Origin of the sequence: Acinetobacter sp. YH12063 (assembly GCF_013419715.1) — a bacterium.
Taxonomy (GTDB): Bacteria; Pseudomonadota; Gammaproteobacteria; order Pseudomonadales; family Moraxellaceae; genus Acinetobacter; species Acinetobacter amyesii.
In genome coordinates this window covers 37,184-57,925 of sequence record NZ_VOZO01000007.1, presented here as the reverse complement: position 1 = coordinate 57,925, position 20,742 = coordinate 37,184, and the positions used below count along the sequence as shown (strand labels likewise).

Genomic DNA, 20,742 nt, shown 5'->3' with positions numbered 1-20,742 from the left:
CTAAATCCTATGCGAACCAATAAGCGTCAAACGTGTTTATCTGACATTAAAAATTCATTTTACCAATCTGGTTTAGTGGACTGGCATCTAAACCCGACTCTCAGCCAAGGTACGCAGGATGATGGTGATTCAGACATTCAAGTATTGACTGCGCCACCTGAGTTAAAGCGTCCTCCTATGTATGCTGTCGTTTTAATGAATGATGATTACACCCCAATGGACTTTGTAATTGAAATTTTACAACAATACTTTGCTTTGAATCTTGACCAAGCCACTCAAGTAATGCTAACTGTACATTATGAAGGAAAGGGTGTTGCAGGGGTTTATCCGCGAGACATCGCAGAGACTAAAGCAAATCAGGTCAATAATTACGCTCGGTCGCAAAGTCATCCATTACTTTGTCAGATTGAGCCAAAAGATTAATAAGGGGATTACATGCTCAGTCGTCAATTAGAAGTATCACTACGTTTGGCTGTCAGCATGGCTCGTCAAAAGAGACATGAATTTTTGACGGTAGAACATTTATTATTGGCTTTACTGGATAATGATTCCGCTGTTAATGCATTGAAAGCATGTGGCGCAGACATTATTGTGCTTCGCAAAGAACTTGAAGAATACGTAGAACAACATACCCCTAAGCTTGGCGAAAATAGCGATCAAGCACCACATCCTACAGAAAGTTTTGATCGTATTTTGCAGCGTGCAATTTTCCATGTGCAATCGAGTGGAAATGACCGCACTGTAGAAGGTGCAGACATTTTAGTTGCGATGTATTCAGAGCGTGATTCATTTGCGGTGTATTTACTTAAACGCCATCAAATCAACCGTTTGACATTAACGCAGTATTTGTCTCATGGCACACGTAAAGATGAAGTCCAAGCCGAAGAAGAAATCGAAGAGCTCGATGGTGAAAGCACTACGTCTTCAAATTCTGGCCCATTAGAGCTTTATACGACCAATCTCAATGTTGAAGCTCAAAAAGGCAAAACAGATCCACTGATTGGTCGTGAAAAAGAGATTGAACGTACAGCTCAAATTCTATGCCGTCGCCGTAAAAACAACCCACTTTTGGTGGGTGATCCGGGTGTAGGTAAAACTTCGATTGCTGAAGGATTGGCTTGGCTCATTGTAAATGGTAAAGCACCTAAACCGCTTGAAAATGCAGAAGTGTTTAGCTTAGACATTGGTGCTTTAGTCGCTGGAACTAAATACCGTGGTGATTTTGAAAAGCGTTTAAAACAACTGCTAAATGCCTTGAAGAAAAAGCCCGAAGCTATTTTATTTATTGATGAAATTCACATGATCATCGGCGCAGGCTCAAGTATGGGCAGCACGATGGATGCATCGAACCTCATCAAACCTGCTTTGGCGAATGGTACTTTGCGTTGTATCGGTTCGACGACTTTCCAAGAATACCGTCAAGTCTTTGAAAAGGATCATGCATTATCTCGTCGTTTCCAAAAAATTGATGTCAATGAACCATCTATTTCAGAAACGATTGATATTCTGCGTGGCTTAAAAGGCAAATTTGAAGAATTCCATCATGTGAAATACGAAGATCAAGCGTTGGTTTCTGCGGTAGAACTATCTGCAAAATTTATCAATGATCGTTTCTTGCCTGATAAAGCCATTGATGTGATTGATGAAGCTGGTGCGCAGCGTCGTTTAAAAGCTGAGCAAGATGATACGGTCATTTCAGTTGAAAACATTGAAGATATCGTTTCGAAAATTGCGCGTATTCCACCGAAAACTGTCTCTAAAGATGACAAGAGCGTTCTTGAAAATCTTGAGCGTGATCTGAAACGTGTGGTGTTTGGTCAAGATGAAGCGATTGAAGCGCTTGCATCTGCGATTAAATTATCTCGTGCAGGTCTTAAAGCGCCAGATAAGCCTGTGGGTAATTTTGTCTTTGCTGGTCCTACAGGTGTGGGTAAAACTGAAGTCACTAAGCAATTGGCGAAATTATTAGGCGTCGAACTTGTACGTTTCGATATGTCGGAATACATGGAACGTCATGCCGTATCTCGTTTAATTGGTGCGCCTCCGGGTTATGTGGGTTTTGATCAAGGTGGTTTGCTCACCGACGCGATTCATAAAAATCCGCATTGCGTACTATTACTAGACGAAATAGAGAAAGCACATCCAGATGTCTTTAATTTGTTACTACAAATTATGGATCATGGTTCATTAACGGATAACAATGGCCGTAAGTCTGACTTCCGTAACGTCGTGTTAGTACTGACTACCAATATTGGTGCAGAATCAATTTCACGTGTGAGCATTGGTTTCATGGATCAAGATAACAGTAATGACAACCAAGACGCGATGAAAAAAGCCTTCTCACCAGAGTTCCGTAACCGTTTAGATGGTGTTATTCAATTTAAAGCATTGCCAACAACCGTTATTGAAAGTGTGGTTGATAAGTTCTTAACAGAGCTTCAGGCACAGTTAGATGACAAGAAAGTGGTTCTTGAAGTTGATCAAGATGCGCGAGAATGGATGGCAGAGCAAGGATATGATCGTCTGATGGGCGCTCGTCCAATGCAGCGTTTAATTCAAGAGCATTTGAAAAAACCGCTTGCTGAAATGATTCTGTTTGGTGAGCTTGCGGAACATGGCGGCAATGTTGGTGTTTCAGTGAAGAAAGAAAATGGCAAAGCAGTGGGCTTAAAACTCGAAGTGTTTGAAGACCAAACCGCTGAACCAGCTTAAGTAATTTAATTAACGAAAAACCCGTGCTTGCACGGGTTTTTTATATTTATTCAACGCTAGATTTGGATTTCTCAATGATGGACGTATCATTAACAAAAGTGCTGACCACTTTCGGTTTATTTGCACTAACAGCATTGATGGAAATTTTAGGCTGTTACTTCCCATATTTGATTTTAAATCAGCAAAAATCGCAGTGGTTATGGATTCCTACAGCACTTGCATTGGCTGCATTTGTTTGGTTATTGACGTTGCATCCAGCAGCTTCGGGTCGTATCTATGCAGCTTATGGCGGAATCTATATTTTCTCTGCATTACTGTGGTTGCGTTTCGTTGATCAAATAAGTTTAACGCGATGGGATATGCTAGGTGGCGTTATTGTATTGGTGGGGGCGGCAGTGATTGTATTACAGCCTCAAGGTTTAATTCGTTAAGTAAACATTGCAGAAGTTAAACCAAGAACTGTAAGAAATCAGAAGCGCAATCTGATTCAAATAAAAAGAACAATACGCGGAAAGGTCATCCGCAATTGTTTGAGACAGGACTACTTTTAATCAAAAATGTTTTTGCGATACCTTGAATAAGTAGGTGCTAGTGAACGAGTTTTGCGGATGGCAATGGTTTTGGGTACTTTTGTCGAAACAAAAGTACCTCCAGCCGAAGGCCAATCCATTCATTCAAACCCTAGATGTAAGACTCCGTCGAATGAACTTAAAAATCATTTTAAAATACGAAATTACTTTGGCGTGCGTAACATCAGATGTTTATTTAAATTTGCATTCAGCGTTGTGGATTTTGATTTCGTATTTCTGTTGAGGTGAAGATAAGTCCATTTCTAACACATATGGATTTACACGTTGAAATTGATGCTCAAATAGCAATTCACAATTTTGTAGAGAATTCTTTTTGATCAGTTGCTTGACTTGCTGTTGGCCGACCGATTCTGCAAATTGTGTAAAGTCAGGTGTGGTGATAATTCCTTCGATTTCTATTTTATCTGCTGAAACTTCCATTTTTTCCATCAACATATTTTGGTCAACTTGAAAAGGAAGGGTGCGAGAGTCTTCGTCACTTATGGCAGAAAGTATTTCATCTAAAGCAGGTTTATTTTTAATTTGGAATGCAGCATCCAAAATTCCTTTTTTTACGAGGTATTGATCTAGCTCAGTTGAAGATGCTGCAAATGTAACGGTGCTTAGGCCCAAAGAGACTAAAATTAAAAAGCTTTTTTGAATGTGCATATTTTAAATCACTTATAAAAGTTATGGTTTTATTAAAGCATGCAAAAACAAAAAAAGCACCCGAAGGTGCTTCATTTATCTAAGTAAAAACTTAGTCTTTTTTTAGATTTTCGTTAATTAAAAATTCAACAAGTGCTTTTTGTGCATGTAAGCGATTTTCAGCTTCATCCCAAACCACTGCATTTTTGTGGTCAAGCATATTTTCAGAAATTTCTTCGCCACGATGCGCAGGTAAGCAGTGCATAAATAGGCAATCAGCGTGAGCAAGATCCATCAGGCGTTCATTCACTTGATAATCAGCAAAAGCTTTTTCACGAATTTTTTGTTCTTCTTCTTGCCCCATACTTGCCCAAACATCTGTCACGATTAAATCTGCATTAACTGCAGCATCTTCGGCAGAATCAACAAGTTCCACACAGTGTGCAAATTCAGATAAAAATTCTGCTTTAGGTTCATAGCCCTTAGGTGCAGCGATTTTTAATTTAAAGCCCCACATATGAGCCGCTTCAATATATGAGTTACACATATTGTTGCCATCACCAATCCAAGCAACCGTTTTGCCTTCAATAGAACCACGGTGTTCAACAAATGTTTGAACATCGGCAAGTAATTGGCAAGGGTGGTGATCATCTGTTAATGCATTGATGACAGGAACTTTTGAATAAGAAGCAAAACGTTCAACAATGTCATGACCAAAAGTACGAATCATCACAATATCAAGCATGCTTGAAATCACACGTGCAGAATCTTCTACTGGCTCGCCACGACCTAATTGAGAGTCGCGAGATGAAAGGAAAATTGCGCTACCACCAAATTGGCTCATTCCTGCTTCAAACGATACACGTGTACGGGTGCTCGATTTCTCAAAAATCATGCCCATGACTTTACCAACGAAAGGCTGGAAAACTTCATTGTTATGCTGTTTGCGCTTGAGTTCGATACCGCGCTGTACAATTTGGTTAAGTTCTAAAGTCGATAAATCGCGTAAAGTTAGAAAGTGACGTAGAGCCATTGTTACTCCACAATAATTGCTGAATCAAAGAACAAAACAACAATTAGTTGTTGGTTGGTTAGAGAAAAAGTAATCGATTAATATACTATAAGAGAGGTAAATTGCAAAAAATCTAGCGCTTTTGGTGACCGTCTAGGAAACGATCGACGCAATAACTGATGTAATTGATGGTTTCTTGATCATTTTCGTCAATGCTGATGCCCATGAGAACGCGCCATTCTAAATTTCGCAAAATTCCAAAATAAAATTGAGCCGAAAACAGTGGGTTTTCACAATACAGCAAACCGTGTTGATGCGCTTGATTTAAAATTTCTGCAACGGTGTTCTGAATTTGTTTTGGGCCTTGCTCATGAATATAACGTGCTATTTCAGGATTACGTCCTGTTTGTTCTAAGACTAACCGCATAAATGCAGCATTTTCAGGCATCACAATATGCTGATGAAAGTCATTTAAAGTATTGATGAGATAAGCACGAATATCGGTGTCAGGGCTCACCGTAAATGGTAGGCAAATATCTTTGAAAAATAAGCAGCGACGATAGTCACAAATGGCCTTAAATAATCCGTCTTTATTACCAAAATATTTATAGATTGACGCTTTTGAACCACCTGCATGATTCACGATGTCATCTAATGAAACTGCATCAAAACCACGTTTTAAAAAAAGCTCCGTAGCACTTTCTAAAAGCGCAACACATCGTTCATGTCCGCGCCGCGTTTGTGGCTGGTCATGCGTTAGAGGTTCAATGTGTATTAAATCTTGCATAAAGTGATAATTTTTAACAAAAAAAGAGCTGATTTGACGATAATTATAGCAAAAAAATTAGTACTTTTCTGCTTTGCTTATAAATCAGAGATCTTTGACTAAAGAATAACAACAGATAGGTGACAAGTGAAATATTTGACTAAAGTTTTAGAGTTAATATTCTACAAAGCCATAGAGTTGGAAAAAAATATGGATATACTCAAACTTCGAAAATTAAAGTAAATGCCGTGGAAAGGAATATGACACAACAAACGTCTGCAGGCTTAAGATTTAGACAAGCATTGGAAGTAGAAAAACCATTACAAATCATTGGCACAGTAAATGCCTATGCAGCAATGATGGCAAAAGAAGTTGGCTATAAAGCCATATATTTATCTGGTGCAGGTGTTGCGAACTATTCTTATGGTTTACCTGACTTAGGCATGACCAGTTTAGACAATGTTTTGGAAGATGTTCGTCGTATTACTGAACGTGTAGATACGCCATTACTTGTCGATATCGATACAGGTTGGGGCGGTGCATTTAATATTGCCCGCAGTGTGAAGCAAATGATTGCAGCAGGTGCAGCAGCGGTTCATATTGAAGACCAAGTCGCACAAAAGCGTTGTGGTCACCGTCCGAACAAAGAAATCGTGTCACAACAAGAAATGGTTGACCGTATTAAAGCGGCTGTTGATGCAAAAACCGATTCAAACTTTGTGGTGATGGCGCGTACAGATGCATTACAAAAAGAAGGTTTGCAAGCAGTGATCGACCGTGCATGTGCATGTGTAGAAGCGGGTGCAGATGCGATCTTTGCTGAAGCGATGACTGACATCACCATGTACAAAACAGTCTGCGACGCTGTTGGTGTACCTGTACTGGCAAACATTACAGAGTTTGGTGATACCCCTTACTACACCAAAGAAGAACTAGGCGAGCAAGGCATTTCAATGGTGCTTTATCCATTGTCTCCGACACGTGCAATGCAAAAAGCGGCACTCGAAGTGATGCATGCAATCCGCAATGACGGTACACAAGTCAATGTACTGGATAAAATGCAACAACGAAAAGAACTCTATCAATTCCTCGATTATCACACTTTTGAAAACACCTTAGATAAATTGTTCACTGAAGGAAAATAAAAAATGGCTGAAGGAAAAGTACTCACGGGCGCAGGACTGCGCGGACAAGTAGCTGGTAAAACTGCATTGTCAACTGTAGGCAAAAGTGGTGCGGGCTTAACCTATCGTGGTTATGACGTTCAAGACTTGGCAGAAAACTGTCAGTTTGAAGAAGTCGCGTACCTGATTTTCTTTGGTGAATTACCAACAACAGAACAGCTTGCAGCATACAAAGCCAAACTCAAATCACTGCGTCAATTACCACAAGCCTTGAAAGAAGTTTTAGAGCGTATTCCTGCTGACTCACACCCAATGGACGTGATGCGTACAGGCGTTTCAATGTTAGGTAACCTTGAAACAGAAAAATCATTCGATGAACAACAAGATGTTGCAGATCGTATTTTGGCAACGCTTCCTGCGATCATCTGCTACTGGTATCGTTTTAGCCATGACGGCGTACGTGTAGAAGAAAATACCGATGATGATTCAATTGGCGCTCAATTCTTGCATTTACTTCGTGGTGAAAAACCAAATGAATTGCATGAGCAAGTGATGAACGTATCACTGATTTTGTATGCAGAGCATGAGTTTAACGCATCTACTTTCACAGCACGTGTATGTGCTTCAACATTGTCAGATATGCATTCATGTATCACAGGTGCAATTGGTTCACTTCGTGGTCCACTCCACGGTGGTGCAAACGAAGCTGCGATGGAAATGATTGAAAACTGGACGACTCCTGAAGAAGCTGAACGTGAAATGCTCGGCAAACTTGAGCGTAAAGAAAAGATCATGGGCTTTGGTCATGCGATTTATAAAGACAATGACCCACGTAACGGCATCATCAAAATCTGGTCTGAACGCCTAGCGAAAGACGTTGGCGATACGGTACTTTATCCAGTATCAGTACGCTGTGAAGAAGTGATGTGGCGTGAGAAGAAACTGTTCTGTAATGCAGATTTCTTCCATGCATCGGCTTATCACTTCATGGATATTGCAACGAAATTGTTTACGCCAATTTTTGTAATGTCACGTGTAACAGGCTGGGCTGCACATGTAATGGAGCAGCGTGCGGACAATCGTATTATTCGCCCAAGTGCGGACTATACAGGTCCGGAATTACGTAAAGTTGTGCCAATTGCAGAGCGTTCTGCAGCATAATTTTAAGTGTAATAAAAAAGCCTCAAAAGAGGCTTTTTTATTATTTGTTATTTAATTTAACAATCTATTTGGTTAATAAAACTGGATCTTCAACGCTATATCCTGTTTCAAATGGAATCCCTAGATATTTAACAGTTACTAAATAAAAAGGCTTTTGCACTACACGATAAGTTTTAGAGATTTTTAAACCTTCTTTATAGGTCTCAGCCTTTTGTACAGCGCTTTTATACTGCGAATTTTTAACACGATATTGATAGGTCCATTTATCAATGGTTTCAGTGGGGTCATACCATGATTTTGCAGTGCCATTCATGGTTGTTAATACCTGTATTCGAGCATTATTGTTATTTACTGGTGTTAATTCGACCAAACGTTTTTTTATTTTCGCGATTTCTTTATCAAACTGGGTGCTGTCTTGATCGTAATCAATCCGTTTTGTCTTTGGATTAATATACAAAGACTTCACTGTAATTAATTGCGTCGGTTTTTGGCTATTTAATTGATAATAATATAATTGTGGTAAACGACCACGACCATCTTCAAAATGACGCATTAAATAGATTTTTTGGTCTTTTTTATCAAAACCTAAAACCTCAATGGTTTGAGGGCCGCCTACCGTCGCGAAAGCAGAGCAGGACAGTAGGGTGCTAATTGCGAATGCATTGAAATGACGTAGCTGCATTTTCTTGTCCTGATGAGAAAAATTTCTCAATACAGTATGCTATGCAAAATGATATTTAAATATGAAGATTATGTATGTTTTATTCTGCATTTAAGATGTCTAATACACTGTGAGCAACATTTTCAGTTAACTGATCTAAGCGTTCTAAAGCTGTACCTAAAATAAAATAGTGGTAATTATAAATACGACTGTCATGTAAGATTGAAATATAAAATGTTCCTTCGGGTTTTTCTACAGTTGCGCTGCCACCGGATTTGAGTAATCCAGTGCAGGCAACCACAAAGTTTGCACGTGAAAAAAGCTGTTGTCCGTGCTCAGCCATCGCTTGAGTCACTTCTGCCGATTCGGCCGTATATTGTTCTATCAGTAGAGGATCTACTTTTAAAATTTCACGCTTGATCGACGGATCATAGCTGACCAGACCACCTAACAAGATATCTGCACCACTATTCTTATAAATTGAAAATTGGCTACATAAATAACCAGAGCTTGCACTCTCGATAAATGCGATAGTCATGGATTTTTGTTCTAAAGCATCGCAACACTGTTTAAGCATGTGCTTACCCCAAAGTAGAATGGTGAATGATCATTAGTATTCTTAAAATTTTAGCATTGATTCCGCTCGCCTGTAATTTCACTAAAAGTCTAAGTTGGTACTGTGGGTGTTGTGGAATTCACAAAAATAGCGTGATTGCTTAGAAGCTGTACGAAAATATGAAATAAAGGTTTTTTCGGAAGGAAAACGATGTTAAAACTTAAAATAAAGAGCGTAACAAAAGTAGGTTTATTTCAATGAAAACGACTGTTAAATATGTAGTATTAAAAAGCCTAGACTATCAATTGGGCACGCCACTTTTTCAAGAAGAATTAGACGCAGATAGCCTGTATTTTGATCAAATTCCGGCTGTAATTCAGTATCAAAATCATCAATTCAAAGTGAAAAGTAAAGAGTTAAAGCGTGTTTATTTGGCTGAAGAAAATGAAGACATGCAAACCATTATTGTGAAAGTACTTGCTGTTTAATTTCGATCAATTTGTAGTATTAATAATACAGTTCTCATTGAGTTGGGAACTGTATTTTTGTATTTGCCTGATTCAAACTTTAGATAAGTCTAGATTCAAAAGTAATACATATTTTTTTAATGATCACTTGATCCATAGCTCTAGCTATTCGACCAACGGCTATTTAATCCACGAGATATTATTGAGTATAATTTATTTATTTTTTCATGGGGGGAAGAAATAATGGATTTATTTAAATTTCTAAAAAGCTTTAATACAACGGGTACTTATTTATTCATTTCAACTATTTCTTTGATTTGTTTAGTTGTGTATTTTTATTTTATTAATCCAAATTGATCTAGGCTGACAGCCAACATCTTTAGGTTTGAATAAAAAACTTAATAAATAAAATTACATAATGAATTTTCTATCAAAAATATTGATATAAAATTTTAAGTATTAGTTTATTGGGCAGGTATTTAAATACGTCTTATTCTCAATTGAGTGAATAAAGTTGTCGATTAAATATTCGCTTTGTTTGAGTGAATCACGATGGTCACCATTTTTAATTGGGTGAAAGGCTATGGGTTTATTTTCCTTGCAGACTTTTTGGTAATAAGCATGGACACCCCGATAATCTACCAATTGATCTTGATCACCTTGTACTAACAGTAAAGGTACCTGAGGTGTCATAAATTCGATCGACTGTTTTTTTAAATAACGGGTCAATGGCGTTAAATCTACATTGGGTTTAAAAACAGTTTTTGGCGATACTTTTAGTTCATTTTGTAGTTCTGATAAGCAGCGATTGCGAGCTTGATTGAGGATTTTCTGCATTTCTGGGCTGACAAAATCTTTTGCTGAAAGTGTAGGCTCTGCAGCTTCAGCACCTAACAGGACTATAGGTAAAAATGCTGCAACGCTCGGATCAATATTAGACTGATTTGCGACATATTCAGCAATCCCTTCATATTGGTAACCGCCGGGTGCCAATGCAATTGCGCCGCGTAAATTGAGTTCTGGGGCATTCTTTTGTCCAAACGCTGCTACGGTTAGGGAAGCAGCGCCGCCTTGACTGTGGCCCATGACATACCAGTTTTTACTCAATTTTACTGATTTTAATTGATGCATCGCACGGACTGCATCAACGACAGTGTGTAACTGACTTTGAGCATTCATATAGGGGTGGCCGCCTGGTGTACCTAAACCTTGATAATCCGGCGCAACGACTGCATAGCCACGAGCAAGCCAAGCGTTTAAAGCTTTGGCTGCAATTTGTTGGTATATGTGAACGGGTCCATCTGCATAATCACCCGAAGGGGCGCAGGTATCAGCTACACCAGTTGTACCATGTGCCCAAGCCAAAACTGGCCAGCCGCCCTTAGGGGCTTTACCCTTAGGTAATAGGACATATCCAGAAGCAACAATCGGTTCTGAATGAACACCTCGGCTTCGATAGCTGATGATATATCGTTCTGCTGCATTACTAAAAAGATCAGGCGTTTGGACTTGTAAAGATAGTATTGTACCGGGTGTAAGGGCTGTTATATTGGCGATTTGACCTTCATTTATCTTGGAAGGTACAGGAGATGCAGATGTGTATGTTGAAGCTAGACAAATACAGCTAGCAACCAATTTGAGAATATAATGCTTTGTTTCCATTATGGGCGCCGTCTTCTTTTCAAAAGGTTAATTTCAAGTTTTCACGTTGTTTCATTTATTCTATGAATTTTTAATATAGTGACTAATATGCATAAAATAAAGTTCGAAGTTGATTTTATTTTTTTGATTTGAAAATAATAAATTGTAGTGGATAAATATGAATTTACTCACAATGTTTATGCTGAAAATATAGCCTTTTGTTATTTCCCTTAAAACTAAGCCGCCCAAATGAGCGGCTTTTATGCATGAAAATATAGGAGAAATATAGACATTTTTTACTCAGTTGCATTAAAGGCTTCATGATAGTGAACCTCACCAGTAGGAATATGGTCGATGAAGCTGATAGCCTGAAAGTATTCTTGAGGTACGTTTGGTAACCTTAAACGAGGATATGATTTAAAACCAAACTAATGGTAATAATTCGGATCACCTAGCAGAACACAGCCATTTGCTCCTAATTGTTTTAGTTTCTCAAGTGATGCTTTCATGAGTAAAGTACCGATGCCCATACCTTGTTTATTTGGCAAAACGGAAATTGGACCTAAACCATACCAGCCCATTTCACCTGAGGAGATTGAGACTGGCGAAACAGCAACATGACCCACGAGGGTATTGTTCTCAAGCGCGACTAAGGAAATCGTGAGTTGGTCATGTTCTCGAAGGCTATTCACAATAAATTGCTCAGTATGACTGGAGTGTTCTACATTTAAAAAAGCGGCTTTGGTTAATTCTGCAATATCATGTATATCTTCTGGTTTTTCGTCTCGAATTATAAAACTCATCAAGATTCTCCTATTAAAGCAAAATATATATGTTGTTGAAGTAAATCAGATAGTGAGTGAAATGGCGATTTTTTAATGCTTATGATACTTTTATGGGTTAGAAGTATCCTATCACTGAATAATTAAAGTAATGAATTTTCTTGTTTATTTTCAAAAATATATGCTTTTCAAATACTTTAATAAAAATTAATTTGTATACTCATCTGATTTTATTAAAGCCATTTTGATGTAAAAATATACAACTTTGAAAAACTTATAAGTTTCTGTAAATACTAATGAATAGATGCTAATGCTTAATTTCTAATCTAGTACAAACTAACAGGATTCTACTTTTACATTTATATGTTTTATAGTTAACCGTAGTCCCATTCACTTCATTTGAAGGGGATTTTACACTTGAAAGATATGAAAATTATCCAAATATATTAGACTGAAAAGTCTTATAGTTCGTAGAACAGAATTAATTAATAGGAGTCATAAGTATGAAAAAAATACTTTGTGCAGTACTTGGTGGTTTTGCCTTATTCAGTGTAAATACATCATTTGCAAAGTCCGATGCAGCGTTATTAAAAGAAGCTGAAAAAAATGTTGTAACAATTGCCCAAGCAAAAAAATTATCAGATGAATCTGGTGTAACGCTAAAAGGAAAAATCACTAAACATATTGCAGGTGATGATTTTGAGTTAAGTGATTCAACAGGTGCGATCAATATAGACGTTGATGATGATTTATGGAAACCGCTTAAACTCAAAGTGGGTGATCAAGTGCATGTAGTCGGGGAGGTTGATACTCATCGTATTAAACCTACTGATATTGATGTAATTCATATTGAGCGTACAAAATAGGTTTTTGGATTTAAATATTTATAGATGCACCTAAATTCATTCTATTTAAGAAAGCTCTCAATTGAGGGCTTTCTTATTTTTAATTCAATACACAGTAACCTTCATGCTTTGTTAGTGTAGAGCTTTAACACATATATAGGCCTAAGTATGAAAGCGTTAGCAATTATAAGCGTGGTACTAGTATTGGGGCTGGTAGGTTGCCAGCAAAAAGATAGTAATGAAAATGAGGAGACAACAACACCTCATACATTAGATAAAGACTAACTTCCTCCAATGACAATTCTCAGAAGACATTAAAAAAACCCTCACTAAGAGGGTTTTTTTAGGATTGAGCTTTTAAGCTTCAACCCAAGTATCTTTAACTTCTTGAGAGTCTTTAGTCAGTACAATTTTATTGTCTGTAATTTCACCAACCCATGAAACTGGAATTAAGTGGTGATGGCCGTCACCATGTTTAGTCAGTTTAATTTGATCCGAACCTTGCAAGTGGTCAACTTCACCGACTTTAGTACCGCAAGAAGCAATAACATCTGCATGATTTTTAATATTTTCAACATTAATAGTAGTCATTGGAATATTTTCCTATTTCAATGTGAGTGAACATTTAGCCTATCGTAAAGCCTATCGTAAATATGTCGTGTTATCCGGGATTGAAATAGAAGGGATACAAAGGGCTTTATGTTCTTACGTTCTTGACCAGATAAATTACATTGTATTATTTGGAAATAAGTTTTGATTTGAGCGTTTTACGGCCCATTTATAGTGTTTTGGATATTTTTTATCTTTTGGAAATGCGAAAACTTGCAAATATTGTCTTAATTTGCAATCCTTTTGGTCAAGGGTGTCTGGTTAATTTAAGGCAGGTATTTGTTGTAGTCGGGCCGCTATAACGCGGATAACGAGTGCCTGTATGTTTAATTTCAAGATTTTTAACAAAGTCTCTACGGAAGTATTGACTATAAAAAATGATCTCCAGCTTAATTCAGAGCTGCAACTTATTAATAAATATAAATCTTCCGATTCTGATATGTATAAACAAGCAATTGTTTTAATCTTCAAAGATCGTGGATATTCAAATTTAGAAATTGGTCAATTATTAGCAAGATGAATTTATTTTTAATCAGTCTAATAAAAAAGAGTGCCATATGGCACTCTTTTGATTTAAGTACAAATTAACCTTTATTGCATTTTGGATCTTGACCTAATGCACGAAGTTTATCCTGCTCTAAACGTTTTTTTAATACATTTTGATTGGCATTGTCTGTCAGAAGACTGCCACGTATTGTATAGATTGTAAGCTTAGATGAAGTTGAATCTATAGGCGTAATTGTAGTCTTAAAAATATAAGTCCCATATGGCGGTCTGCCATAAAAAGTCCCAATATTATTTTCACGATCTAGGTTAGCTTCAACTTTCAAATAATCATTATAAGTCCTGTATTCCACGCATTTTCCATATGCCTGCTTTAAGTTTGCATAGGATTGTACATAGTCCAAAGGAACTTCTACTGAACCACCACCATTGATTGATTTTGTGACCAATTCAGTTTCTGAGGTTGGTAGCATCATTCGTACGCAGCCTTGGAGCAATAACAGTGAAGTTAATAGCCCTAAGCCAGTAGCTGTTTTAATAAACTTTGACTTTTTTAAGGTTTGCATGCTCAACACCTTCAACAATACGTTTTGTAATAACAATAGATTCTGGCTCAGTCGCTTTAAATCGAGAGTCAACTTCATATTCAGCAATGAAAACTAGAGGTTTTGTATTTGGGTTACGATCTACGCCAATCACATAATCTTTATTTTCTTCTAAAGTCACGTTTTTGATCTCAGTAAAGTAACTATGATTTCCAATGCCACTTACGAAAACAATGTCGTGTTGACCAACAGGTAGTTTGAGTTTCACCTGCGAATGATCAAATCTTGTTTGTGTAGTTGATGGGCTGAGTAGTGAGTTTTCTACAAATTTCACACGTTGCTGGTCAAAAGTGTAAACCGTGTAAGGGTACGCACTTAAAGAACCTGATCCTTGGAAAAACTCATAAGGAATTGTTTTGATCGTGGCATATTTTTGGCCCGAGCTCACGAGTTGGTTAGCATAAGCTTCTCGCTTTTCTGAAATAGGTGCATTTGCAGCAGTATTTAGGTAGCGTGCTTCCTTTGGAATGTGTAGCGGTAACATAGAAACTGACTTTTTATTATCAGCAGTTTCTACAACTTGACACCCGGTTAATAGACCAAATAAGCCTAAAAGTAAAAGTGGTTTAATATGCATTATTGATCCAAATTTATTCATAATTTTTGGTAAGCATAATTTACTTAAAATATATTTCGACTGAAATACATTAGGAAATAATTAAATCTAATGGATTAAATTATAATCAATATACTTGTTCAATTTTATCTTTTCTTCTTCGGGCACTTCTTGCCATTTCCACCCGGCAGGCAATCACAGGCCTGACCATCGCCGTCGCGGTCTAAACTTTTCCAGCCGGTTTGTCCTGATTTCTTTCTTTGTTCATACCAGTTTTGTGTTTACATGCAGTTTGGAAGACTGTGCCCTATTAAAACAAAGAGTTGATAAAAAGTACCTTAAAGTGTTAATTTTACGTCAATTAATCTTTACTTAATTCATATTATTGTAAAAATTGAACATATTTTTTATGAAAGCCTCAGCTTGCCGCCATACTTTAATATTAATTAGAAACAGCCATTAGGTACTTAATAATGAAACTAGAATTAAATGTTCCTGATGATTTCCCTAGACAATTAATAGATTTATTCCATGGACTGCATCCACGACTTCCCAAAGGCTATCCAACAGAATGCATTTCTTTGGACAAAGCTATAGGTAGGAGAGTTGCAGAAAATGTTATCGCTTCAAATAACTATCCAGCTAAAAATTTATCAAAATTTGCTGGTTGGGGCATTAATTCACATATGACTCAAAATATCAAAGCAAATAACTTTTTAAAAATTAATAATATGTATTTCTGGGATGCAGAACTTTATCGATCCAAAGATATATACAAAATTGATTACAAAGAAGATTCTATTATTAGACTCCCTAAAAATATCGAACTGCCTTGTGAAATAGATGCTGTTATTCAAGAAGATGATAGTAGGTTAGATCTTGAAGATCCCTTTTCTTATAAGGTTCTTTCACCAATAGAAAAATTTGAAGGTGTGATAAAACAAGGAAGCATTATCCAACAAGGTGAATGTTTGGTTCAAAAAAATGAAAAAATTAATGCTGAAAAAGTAATCGTATTGTCAAGGGCAGGTTTAAGAGAAATTGAAGTATATAAAAAACCTAAAATCATTATAGTTAGTATGTATAACTATGATACTGAAGAAAAAATTAGTGAAGAATGCATTTATGTTCAAAATATTTTGCAGCAATGGGGGTACGATGATGTTGGAGTCAAAATCTTAAAACCAATTAGATTAGAGCATGCTTTCAAAATTGAAACTGAACAAAAAAATCCTATTATTAATCCAGCTTTAACATCTTCACAAGAGCGGTTTACTGATGAGTTTCATGTACTGACAGCAGAGTATGATTTAATTCTAGTTTGCAGCGCTAGTTCTTCAAGTGGTGGTATTTTAACTTTACCTAAACTCGCTACTTTTGATCAATCGTCAACTAATACTCCAATCAACATGCTCACGTTAAATGAGGAAAAATTTAAAGTTTTTAGAAGTGATCATCGTTCACATCCAATCAATAAAACGGAAAAAATATTAGACACCCAAGGTAATTATAGAGGTTTAAAAACTCACACTATTGAAGACAAAGCAACTATCGTGAACCTCTTAGGAGATGTTGATGATATTGCGATGACAATAAATGTCGGAGTGAGATATATTTTAAATAGAACTGACCCTAATTTTATAAAAAATAATTTTCACAGAGGATTCATTAAAAACTACAAAACTAACGATAAAATGCAATTATTATTTGGAAATTATACACAGGATGACTCTGGAAAATTTTTGATTGATATTGATAAGAATTTAGGCAATCATCCTTTAAATAAATTTATGCATTCTAATTGTATCGTGATTATTCCTAGTAAGCATCAAATCCAAGTTGATATTGCAGAAATTTTCTTTATAAGACTTTATTAATATAATAAATATCTTTTATATTTTAAAAAATAATCATTAATTCGTAGCAAGATTAATACTGAAATCTTCTTCTTTCTCAGGAATGAGCTGCATACTCCGTAAAAGGAGAGGGGGAGTTTTCATATAAATCCTCTCCCTCTTGCGCATAATTGCGCTCATCTTTGAAAAGGAGAGGGAACATTTTTTTGTGAATTAGGTATTGATTAAAAACTGACTTATGAAAGAAGTCTAATAAATATGGATTATATAGACCATAGATAAAGCACCTCACGACACTTTTCTAATTTTAGTCCCCACCATTACTGATGAGCATGCTCAACGACAATATGTTCTCTATGAGCAGTGCCATATCAAACGTAAGTAAAAATGTGGATTCATAATGCCAAACTATGATTACGACCACATGTTTGAATTACAGACACTTTCACATGCAAGATACGGACTGCTCAAGTAAAAAATAAGCCACCTTCGTACGGTTTTTTTATATCAATGGATAACAAAAGGAAATGGCAAAAGTGCTTTGTACATCTTACGATATAAATGAAAAATCATTGATGAAATTTAGAATTTCACATGATTAAAAATGATCAATTTAAAAATGGCACATAGTGATGAAAAAATTAACTTTGTTAGGTTCAATAACTTTGGCTTTGTCTGCGGCGGTTTCGCCAAGTGTATCTGCTGCACCAGTAAAACCCATTCAGTTTGCAAAAGGTGCTATTGGTACTACAGTTGCAGGATCATTTAAAGGCTACGATGACATTCAGTATAGTTTGAATGCTAAGGCTGGACAAACTTTAAGCTATAAGCTGACAAGCAATCATGATTTAGCCCAAATTAATATATATGCTCCTGGTGATAAACCAGGAAAAGCAGACGCTTTGGTGATTGGATCTACAACAGGAGCATCTGGAAAATTCAAGCTGCCAGAATCAGGCAATTATTTGATTCAGATCTACCAAATGCGGAATACGGCACGGAATAATAGAACAGTTAATTATAAATTGCATGTTGAAGCAGTTCGCTAAACTTACTTTATCTGGATAGCTTAGAAAGTAACCGAAGCAAAACCAACCAGATGAAATTATATAAGTGATAAAAAATATTCAAAAAACCACCAAAAAGTGGTTTTTTGAGTTTTGTATTAATTGGAAAATTATAAGAAATTAAGAAAAATGATATTGATAAATATAATGAATTTAGAATGAAGACATTAAATTGATCGTTTTCTTAATTTAATAAATTGCTTAATATTTAATTTAGTATCTAAAAATATGATAACATGTGCACATTCTAAACAGTGGCTTAGATTGAGTCAGCCTTTAATTTTCAATTTATGCACATGAATATTTTTAATATTTATCGTATAGAGCGAAATTACAATCGCCAGCACTCATCTTTACAAGCCTGTTTCTTCCGCAGTTAGCGGATATCTCTTTGATCAATTTTGATCTGTCTTACAAATAAAACGGAATAGGGAAGGTATGTCTTCATTGAAACCGTCATGGTATTCCAATGTGAATCCAAATGTGTTTATTAGCACAGTTGTTATTATCGGCATTTTCATTGCCATTGTATTTTTAGCTCCCAATGCTTTTGATCTAATTACTAAACAACTAAATCAATGGGTTACAAACTCATTCAGTTGGTTCTATGTGTTATCTGTAGCCATTTTTCTAATAGTGCTTATTTATATTGCCTGTTCAAATATGGGTAAAATTAAACTTGGTTTAGACCATAGCCAGCCAAAATATAGTAATAGCTCCTGGTTCGCTATGCTATTTACTGCTGGTATGGGTATTGGCTTAATGTTCTTCGGTGTCGCGGAGCCAGTGATGCACTATGTATCACCTCCAACCGGTGAACCAGAAACTATCCAATCAGCTCAGCAAGCTATGCGTGTAACATTCTTCCATTGGGGACTTCATGCTTGGGCAATCTACACAATTGTTGGCTTGGCGTTAGCTTACTTTGCTTATAGACACAATCTACCTCTAAAAATTCGCTCTGCGTTATATCCTCTCATTGGAAAAAAAATCTATGGTCCAATTGGTGATGGTGTAGATACCTTTGCAACGATCGGTACTGTATTTGGTGTCGCAACGACTTTAGGTTTTGGTGTAACCCAAATTAACTCCGGCCTGAATTATCTATTCGGGATTGAATATTCAACGACGACGCAACTAATTCTAATCGTCATTGTTACAGCTATGGCCTCTTTGTCCGTATTTATGGGCTTAGACAAGGGTATTAAACGATTATCAGAGATCAATTTAGGCTTAGCATTAACCCTCTTATTATTTGTATTTTTTGCTAGTTCTACGATATTCATATTACAAGCGACTATACAAAATGCTGGCCAGTATTTTTCAAACTTATTCAACATGACCTTTAATTTATATGCCTATCAATCTGATGGTTGGATTGGTGGTTGGACAATTATGTACTGGGCATGGTGGATTTCATGGTCGCCATTCGTAGGAATGTTTATTGCTCGTGTGTCTGAAGGACGTACTATTCGTGAGTTTATTGTAGGTGTTTTACTCATTCCAACAGGCTTCACGCTGATCTGGATGGGAGTGATGGGTAACGCTGCACTGTATAGCATCTTAAACGAAGCGAATACCTCACTGATTTCTGCAGTACAACGAGACTCATCCGTTGCGCTATTTGAGTATTTAGGAACTTTGCCATTCTCAGGCATTATGAGTTTTGTTGCGACCATATTGGTTATGCTATTTTTTGTGACTTCAGCGGACTCTGGTGCACTTGTTACAGATTATTTAACAGCTAAATCTGAGAACTCCCCAACATGGCAACGATTGTTTTGGACAACTCTAATGGCTGTTCTTGCGATAGTTTTGTTGTTTGCAGGAGGTTTAGGTGCTTTGCAATCTGCAACAATGTTGAGTGCATTACCATTCACTTTTGTAATGCTTTTAATTTGCTGGGGCTTAGTCAAGGCTCTACATTTAGATGCAACCAAGATGCAAGCATTACAGGATGCGCGTATTACACCTAAAGCAATTCATAATCCAAGAAGTTGGCAGCAACGTTTAGGATTGATTATGCATTATCCGCATACACGTGAAGAAGTTGAACAATATATTGATACAACGGTAAGCCAGGCATTTTCAAATCTACAGAAAGAGTTTAAGCGTCGTCATTTAGATGTGACGGTAAACACGATAGATGATGGCTTGCAGCTTCGTGTAAACCATCAAGATGAGATTAACTTTATCTACCAAGTAGTTGTCCAAGAAAAAAATACACCAAGCTTTATGATTGATTCAGGAGAAATTACGCAAGATTATCAAGCTGAAGTATTTTTGAGGGAAGGTGGTCAAAATTATGACATCATCGAATGGACGCAAGAAGATATCTTGCAAGATGTCATTGATCAATATGAGCGTCATCTGCATTTTTTAAATTTAGTTCGAACTAAGAGCCAATAGATAAAAAACCGCCCAAATGGGCGGTTTTTATTAACATATGAGAGTTTTATAAGTAAAAATAACATATTGTTTAATAAATAGAATAATGAGGAAATTTGATATTTTGATAAAATTGTACAAATTTTGAAATAATTTAAATAAAATAAATTTGTATACTCGTCATATCCTAACCAAGCCTTTTAGATGCAAAAG

Annotated in this window: 20 protein-coding genes and 1 pseudogene; 11 read left to right on the top strand and 10 right to left on the bottom strand. The window is 36.5% G+C overall.

The window, feature by feature from the left end:
* The first annotated feature begins 9 nt into the window (after positions 1-9).
* The 3 genes from clpS to FTU12_RS09345 all read left to right on the top strand — a co-directional run bounded on the left by clpS (position 10) and on the right by FTU12_RS09345 (position 3,143).
* The gene (gene clpS, locus FTU12_RS09355) at positions 10-423 is read left to right on the top strand and encodes an ATP-dependent Clp protease adapter ClpS (protein ID WP_078188641.1); all 414 of its coding nucleotides are present in this window, start codon (positions 10-12) and stop codon (positions 421-423) included.
* A gap of 12 nt (positions 424-435) precedes the next feature.
* Positions 436-2,712, top strand: coding sequence for an ATP-dependent Clp protease ATP-binding subunit ClpA (gene clpA, locus FTU12_RS09350; RefSeq protein WP_078193466.1), 2,277 nt, complete (start codon positions 436-438; stop codon positions 2,710-2,712).
* Between the two features lie 77 nt (positions 2,713-2,789).
* Positions 2,790-3,143 (top strand): YnfA family protein, encoded by a 354-nt coding sequence (locus FTU12_RS09345; RefSeq protein ID WP_180007869.1) that lies wholly within the window; start codon positions 2,790-2,792, stop codon positions 3,141-3,143.
* Between the two features lie 330 nt (positions 3,144-3,473).
* On the opposite strand, the gene FTU12_RS09340 is transcribed toward FTU12_RS09345, so the two are convergent.
* The 3 genes from FTU12_RS09340 to FTU12_RS09330 all read right to left on the bottom strand — a co-directional run bounded on the left by FTU12_RS09340 (position 3,474) and on the right by FTU12_RS09330 (position 5,728).
* On the bottom strand, positions 3,474-3,950 hold the full coding sequence (locus FTU12_RS09340) for a hypothetical protein (RefSeq protein WP_180114230.1): 477 nt from the start codon (positions 3,948-3,950) through the stop codon (positions 3,474-3,476).
* Between the two features lie 91 nt (positions 3,951-4,041).
* On the bottom strand, positions 4,042-4,962 hold the full coding sequence (argF, locus tag FTU12_RS09335; protein ID WP_078193464.1) for an ornithine carbamoyltransferase: 921 nt from the start codon (positions 4,960-4,962) through the stop codon (positions 4,042-4,044).
* A gap of 112 nt (positions 4,963-5,074) precedes the next feature.
* Positions 5,075-5,728 carry a TetR/AcrR family transcriptional regulator gene (locus FTU12_RS09330; RefSeq protein WP_180114229.1) on the bottom strand — a complete coding sequence of 218 codons (654 nt, stop codon included), beginning with the start codon at positions 5,726-5,728 and terminating at the stop codon, positions 5,075-5,077.
* Positions 5,729-5,967: 239 nt separating this feature from the next.
* Here FTU12_RS09330 and prpB point away from each other — a divergent pair, with 239 nt between their 5' ends.
* Both prpB and prpC read left to right on the top strand, forming a co-directional pair.
* The gene (prpB, locus tag FTU12_RS09325; protein WP_180114228.1) at positions 5,968-6,852 is read left to right on the top strand and encodes a methylisocitrate lyase; all 885 of its coding nucleotides are present in this window, start codon (positions 5,968-5,970) and stop codon (positions 6,850-6,852) included.
* Between the two features lie 3 nt (positions 6,853-6,855).
* Positions 6,856-7,992 carry a 2-methylcitrate synthase gene (gene prpC / locus FTU12_RS09320; RefSeq protein WP_180041409.1) on the top strand — a complete coding sequence of 379 codons (1,137 nt, stop codon included), beginning with the start codon at positions 6,856-6,858 and terminating at the stop codon, positions 7,990-7,992.
* 64 nt (positions 7,993-8,056) lie between these two features.
* Here prpC and FTU12_RS09315 read toward each other — a convergent pair whose 3' ends face one another.
* Complete coding sequence (locus FTU12_RS09315; protein ID WP_180114227.1) at positions 8,057-8,674, bottom strand: aminotransferase; 618 nt, start codon at positions 8,672-8,674, stop codon at positions 8,057-8,059.
* Positions 8,675-8,753: 79 nt separating this feature from the next.
* Complete coding sequence (locus FTU12_RS09310) at positions 8,754-9,230, bottom strand: CinA family protein (protein ID WP_180007802.1); 477 nt, start codon at positions 9,228-9,230, stop codon at positions 8,754-8,756.
* Positions 9,231-9,466: 236 nt separating this feature from the next.
* On the opposite strand from FTU12_RS09310, the gene FTU12_RS09305 reads away from it, so the two are divergent.
* Positions 9,467-9,697 carry a hypothetical protein gene (locus tag FTU12_RS09305; protein WP_078190858.1) on the top strand — a complete coding sequence of 77 codons (231 nt, stop codon included), beginning with the start codon at positions 9,467-9,469 and terminating at the stop codon, positions 9,695-9,697.
* 438 nt (positions 9,698-10,135) lie between these two features.
* Here FTU12_RS09305 and FTU12_RS09300 read toward each other — a convergent pair whose 3' ends face one another.
* Both FTU12_RS09300 and FTU12_RS09295 read right to left on the bottom strand, forming a co-directional pair.
* On the bottom strand, positions 10,136-11,341 hold the full coding sequence (locus FTU12_RS09300) for an alpha/beta fold hydrolase (protein ID WP_180109210.1): 1,206 nt from the start codon (positions 11,339-11,341) through the stop codon (positions 10,136-10,138).
* A 272-nt stretch (positions 11,342-11,613) separates the two neighbouring features.
* Positions 11,614-12,120 (bottom strand): annotated as a pseudogene (locus FTU12_RS09295) (GNAT family N-acetyltransferase).
* A gap of 482 nt (positions 12,121-12,602) precedes the next feature.
* Between FTU12_RS09295 and FTU12_RS09290 the strand changes: the two are divergent.
* A complete protein-coding gene (locus FTU12_RS09290) occupies positions 12,603-12,965 on the top strand; it encodes a NirD/YgiW/YdeI family stress tolerance protein (protein WP_180109205.1) in 363 nt (120 codons plus the stop codon).
* Positions 12,966-13,301: 336 nt separating this feature from the next.
* On the opposite strand, the gene FTU12_RS09285 is transcribed toward FTU12_RS09290, so the two are convergent.
* Positions 13,302-13,535: a DUF2171 domain-containing protein gene (locus FTU12_RS09285; protein WP_180090177.1), complete on the bottom strand. Its 234-nt coding sequence runs from the start codon at positions 13,533-13,535 to the stop codon at positions 13,302-13,304.
* Between the two features lie 340 nt (positions 13,536-13,875).
* On the opposite strand from FTU12_RS09285, the gene FTU12_RS09280 reads away from it, so the two are divergent.
* The gene (locus FTU12_RS09280; RefSeq protein WP_180114226.1) at positions 13,876-14,073 is read left to right on the top strand and encodes a hypothetical protein; all 198 of its coding nucleotides are present in this window, start codon (positions 13,876-13,878) and stop codon (positions 14,071-14,073) included.
* A 64-nt stretch (positions 14,074-14,137) separates the two neighbouring features.
* Here the strand turns inward: FTU12_RS09280 and FTU12_RS09275 are convergent, their stop codons facing one another.
* Both FTU12_RS09275 and FTU12_RS09270 read right to left on the bottom strand, forming a co-directional pair.
* The gene (locus tag FTU12_RS09275; protein WP_180009667.1) at positions 14,138-14,623 is read right to left on the bottom strand and encodes a hypothetical protein; all 486 of its coding nucleotides are present in this window, start codon (positions 14,621-14,623) and stop codon (positions 14,138-14,140) included.
* Entirely contained in the window at positions 14,592-15,239 is a 648-nt protein-coding gene (locus FTU12_RS09270; protein ID WP_180009666.1) for a hypothetical protein, read from the bottom strand. Before FTU12_RS09270 ends, FTU12_RS09275 begins: the two co-directional genes overlap by 32 nt.
* 452 nt (positions 15,240-15,691) lie before the next feature.
* Between FTU12_RS09270 and FTU12_RS09265 the strand changes: the two genes are divergently transcribed.
* The 3 genes from FTU12_RS09265 (at position 15,692) to FTU12_RS09255 (ending at position 20,550) form a co-directional block, all read left to right on the top strand.
* Positions 15,692-17,095, top strand: a complete 1,404-nt coding sequence (locus FTU12_RS09265) for a hypothetical protein (protein WP_180114225.1) — start codon at positions 15,692-15,694, stop codon at positions 17,093-17,095.
* A 611-nt stretch (positions 17,096-17,706) separates the two neighbouring features.
* Positions 17,707-18,123, top strand: a complete 417-nt coding sequence (locus FTU12_RS09260) for a DNA breaking-rejoining protein (RefSeq protein WP_168379498.1) — start codon at positions 17,707-17,709, stop codon at positions 18,121-18,123.
* 456 nt (positions 18,124-18,579) lie between these two features.
* On the top strand, positions 18,580-20,550 hold the full coding sequence (locus FTU12_RS09255; RefSeq protein WP_180114224.1) for a choline BCCT transporter BetT: 1,971 nt from the start codon (positions 18,580-18,582) through the stop codon (positions 20,548-20,550).
* Positions 20,551-20,742 lie beyond the last annotated feature (192 nt).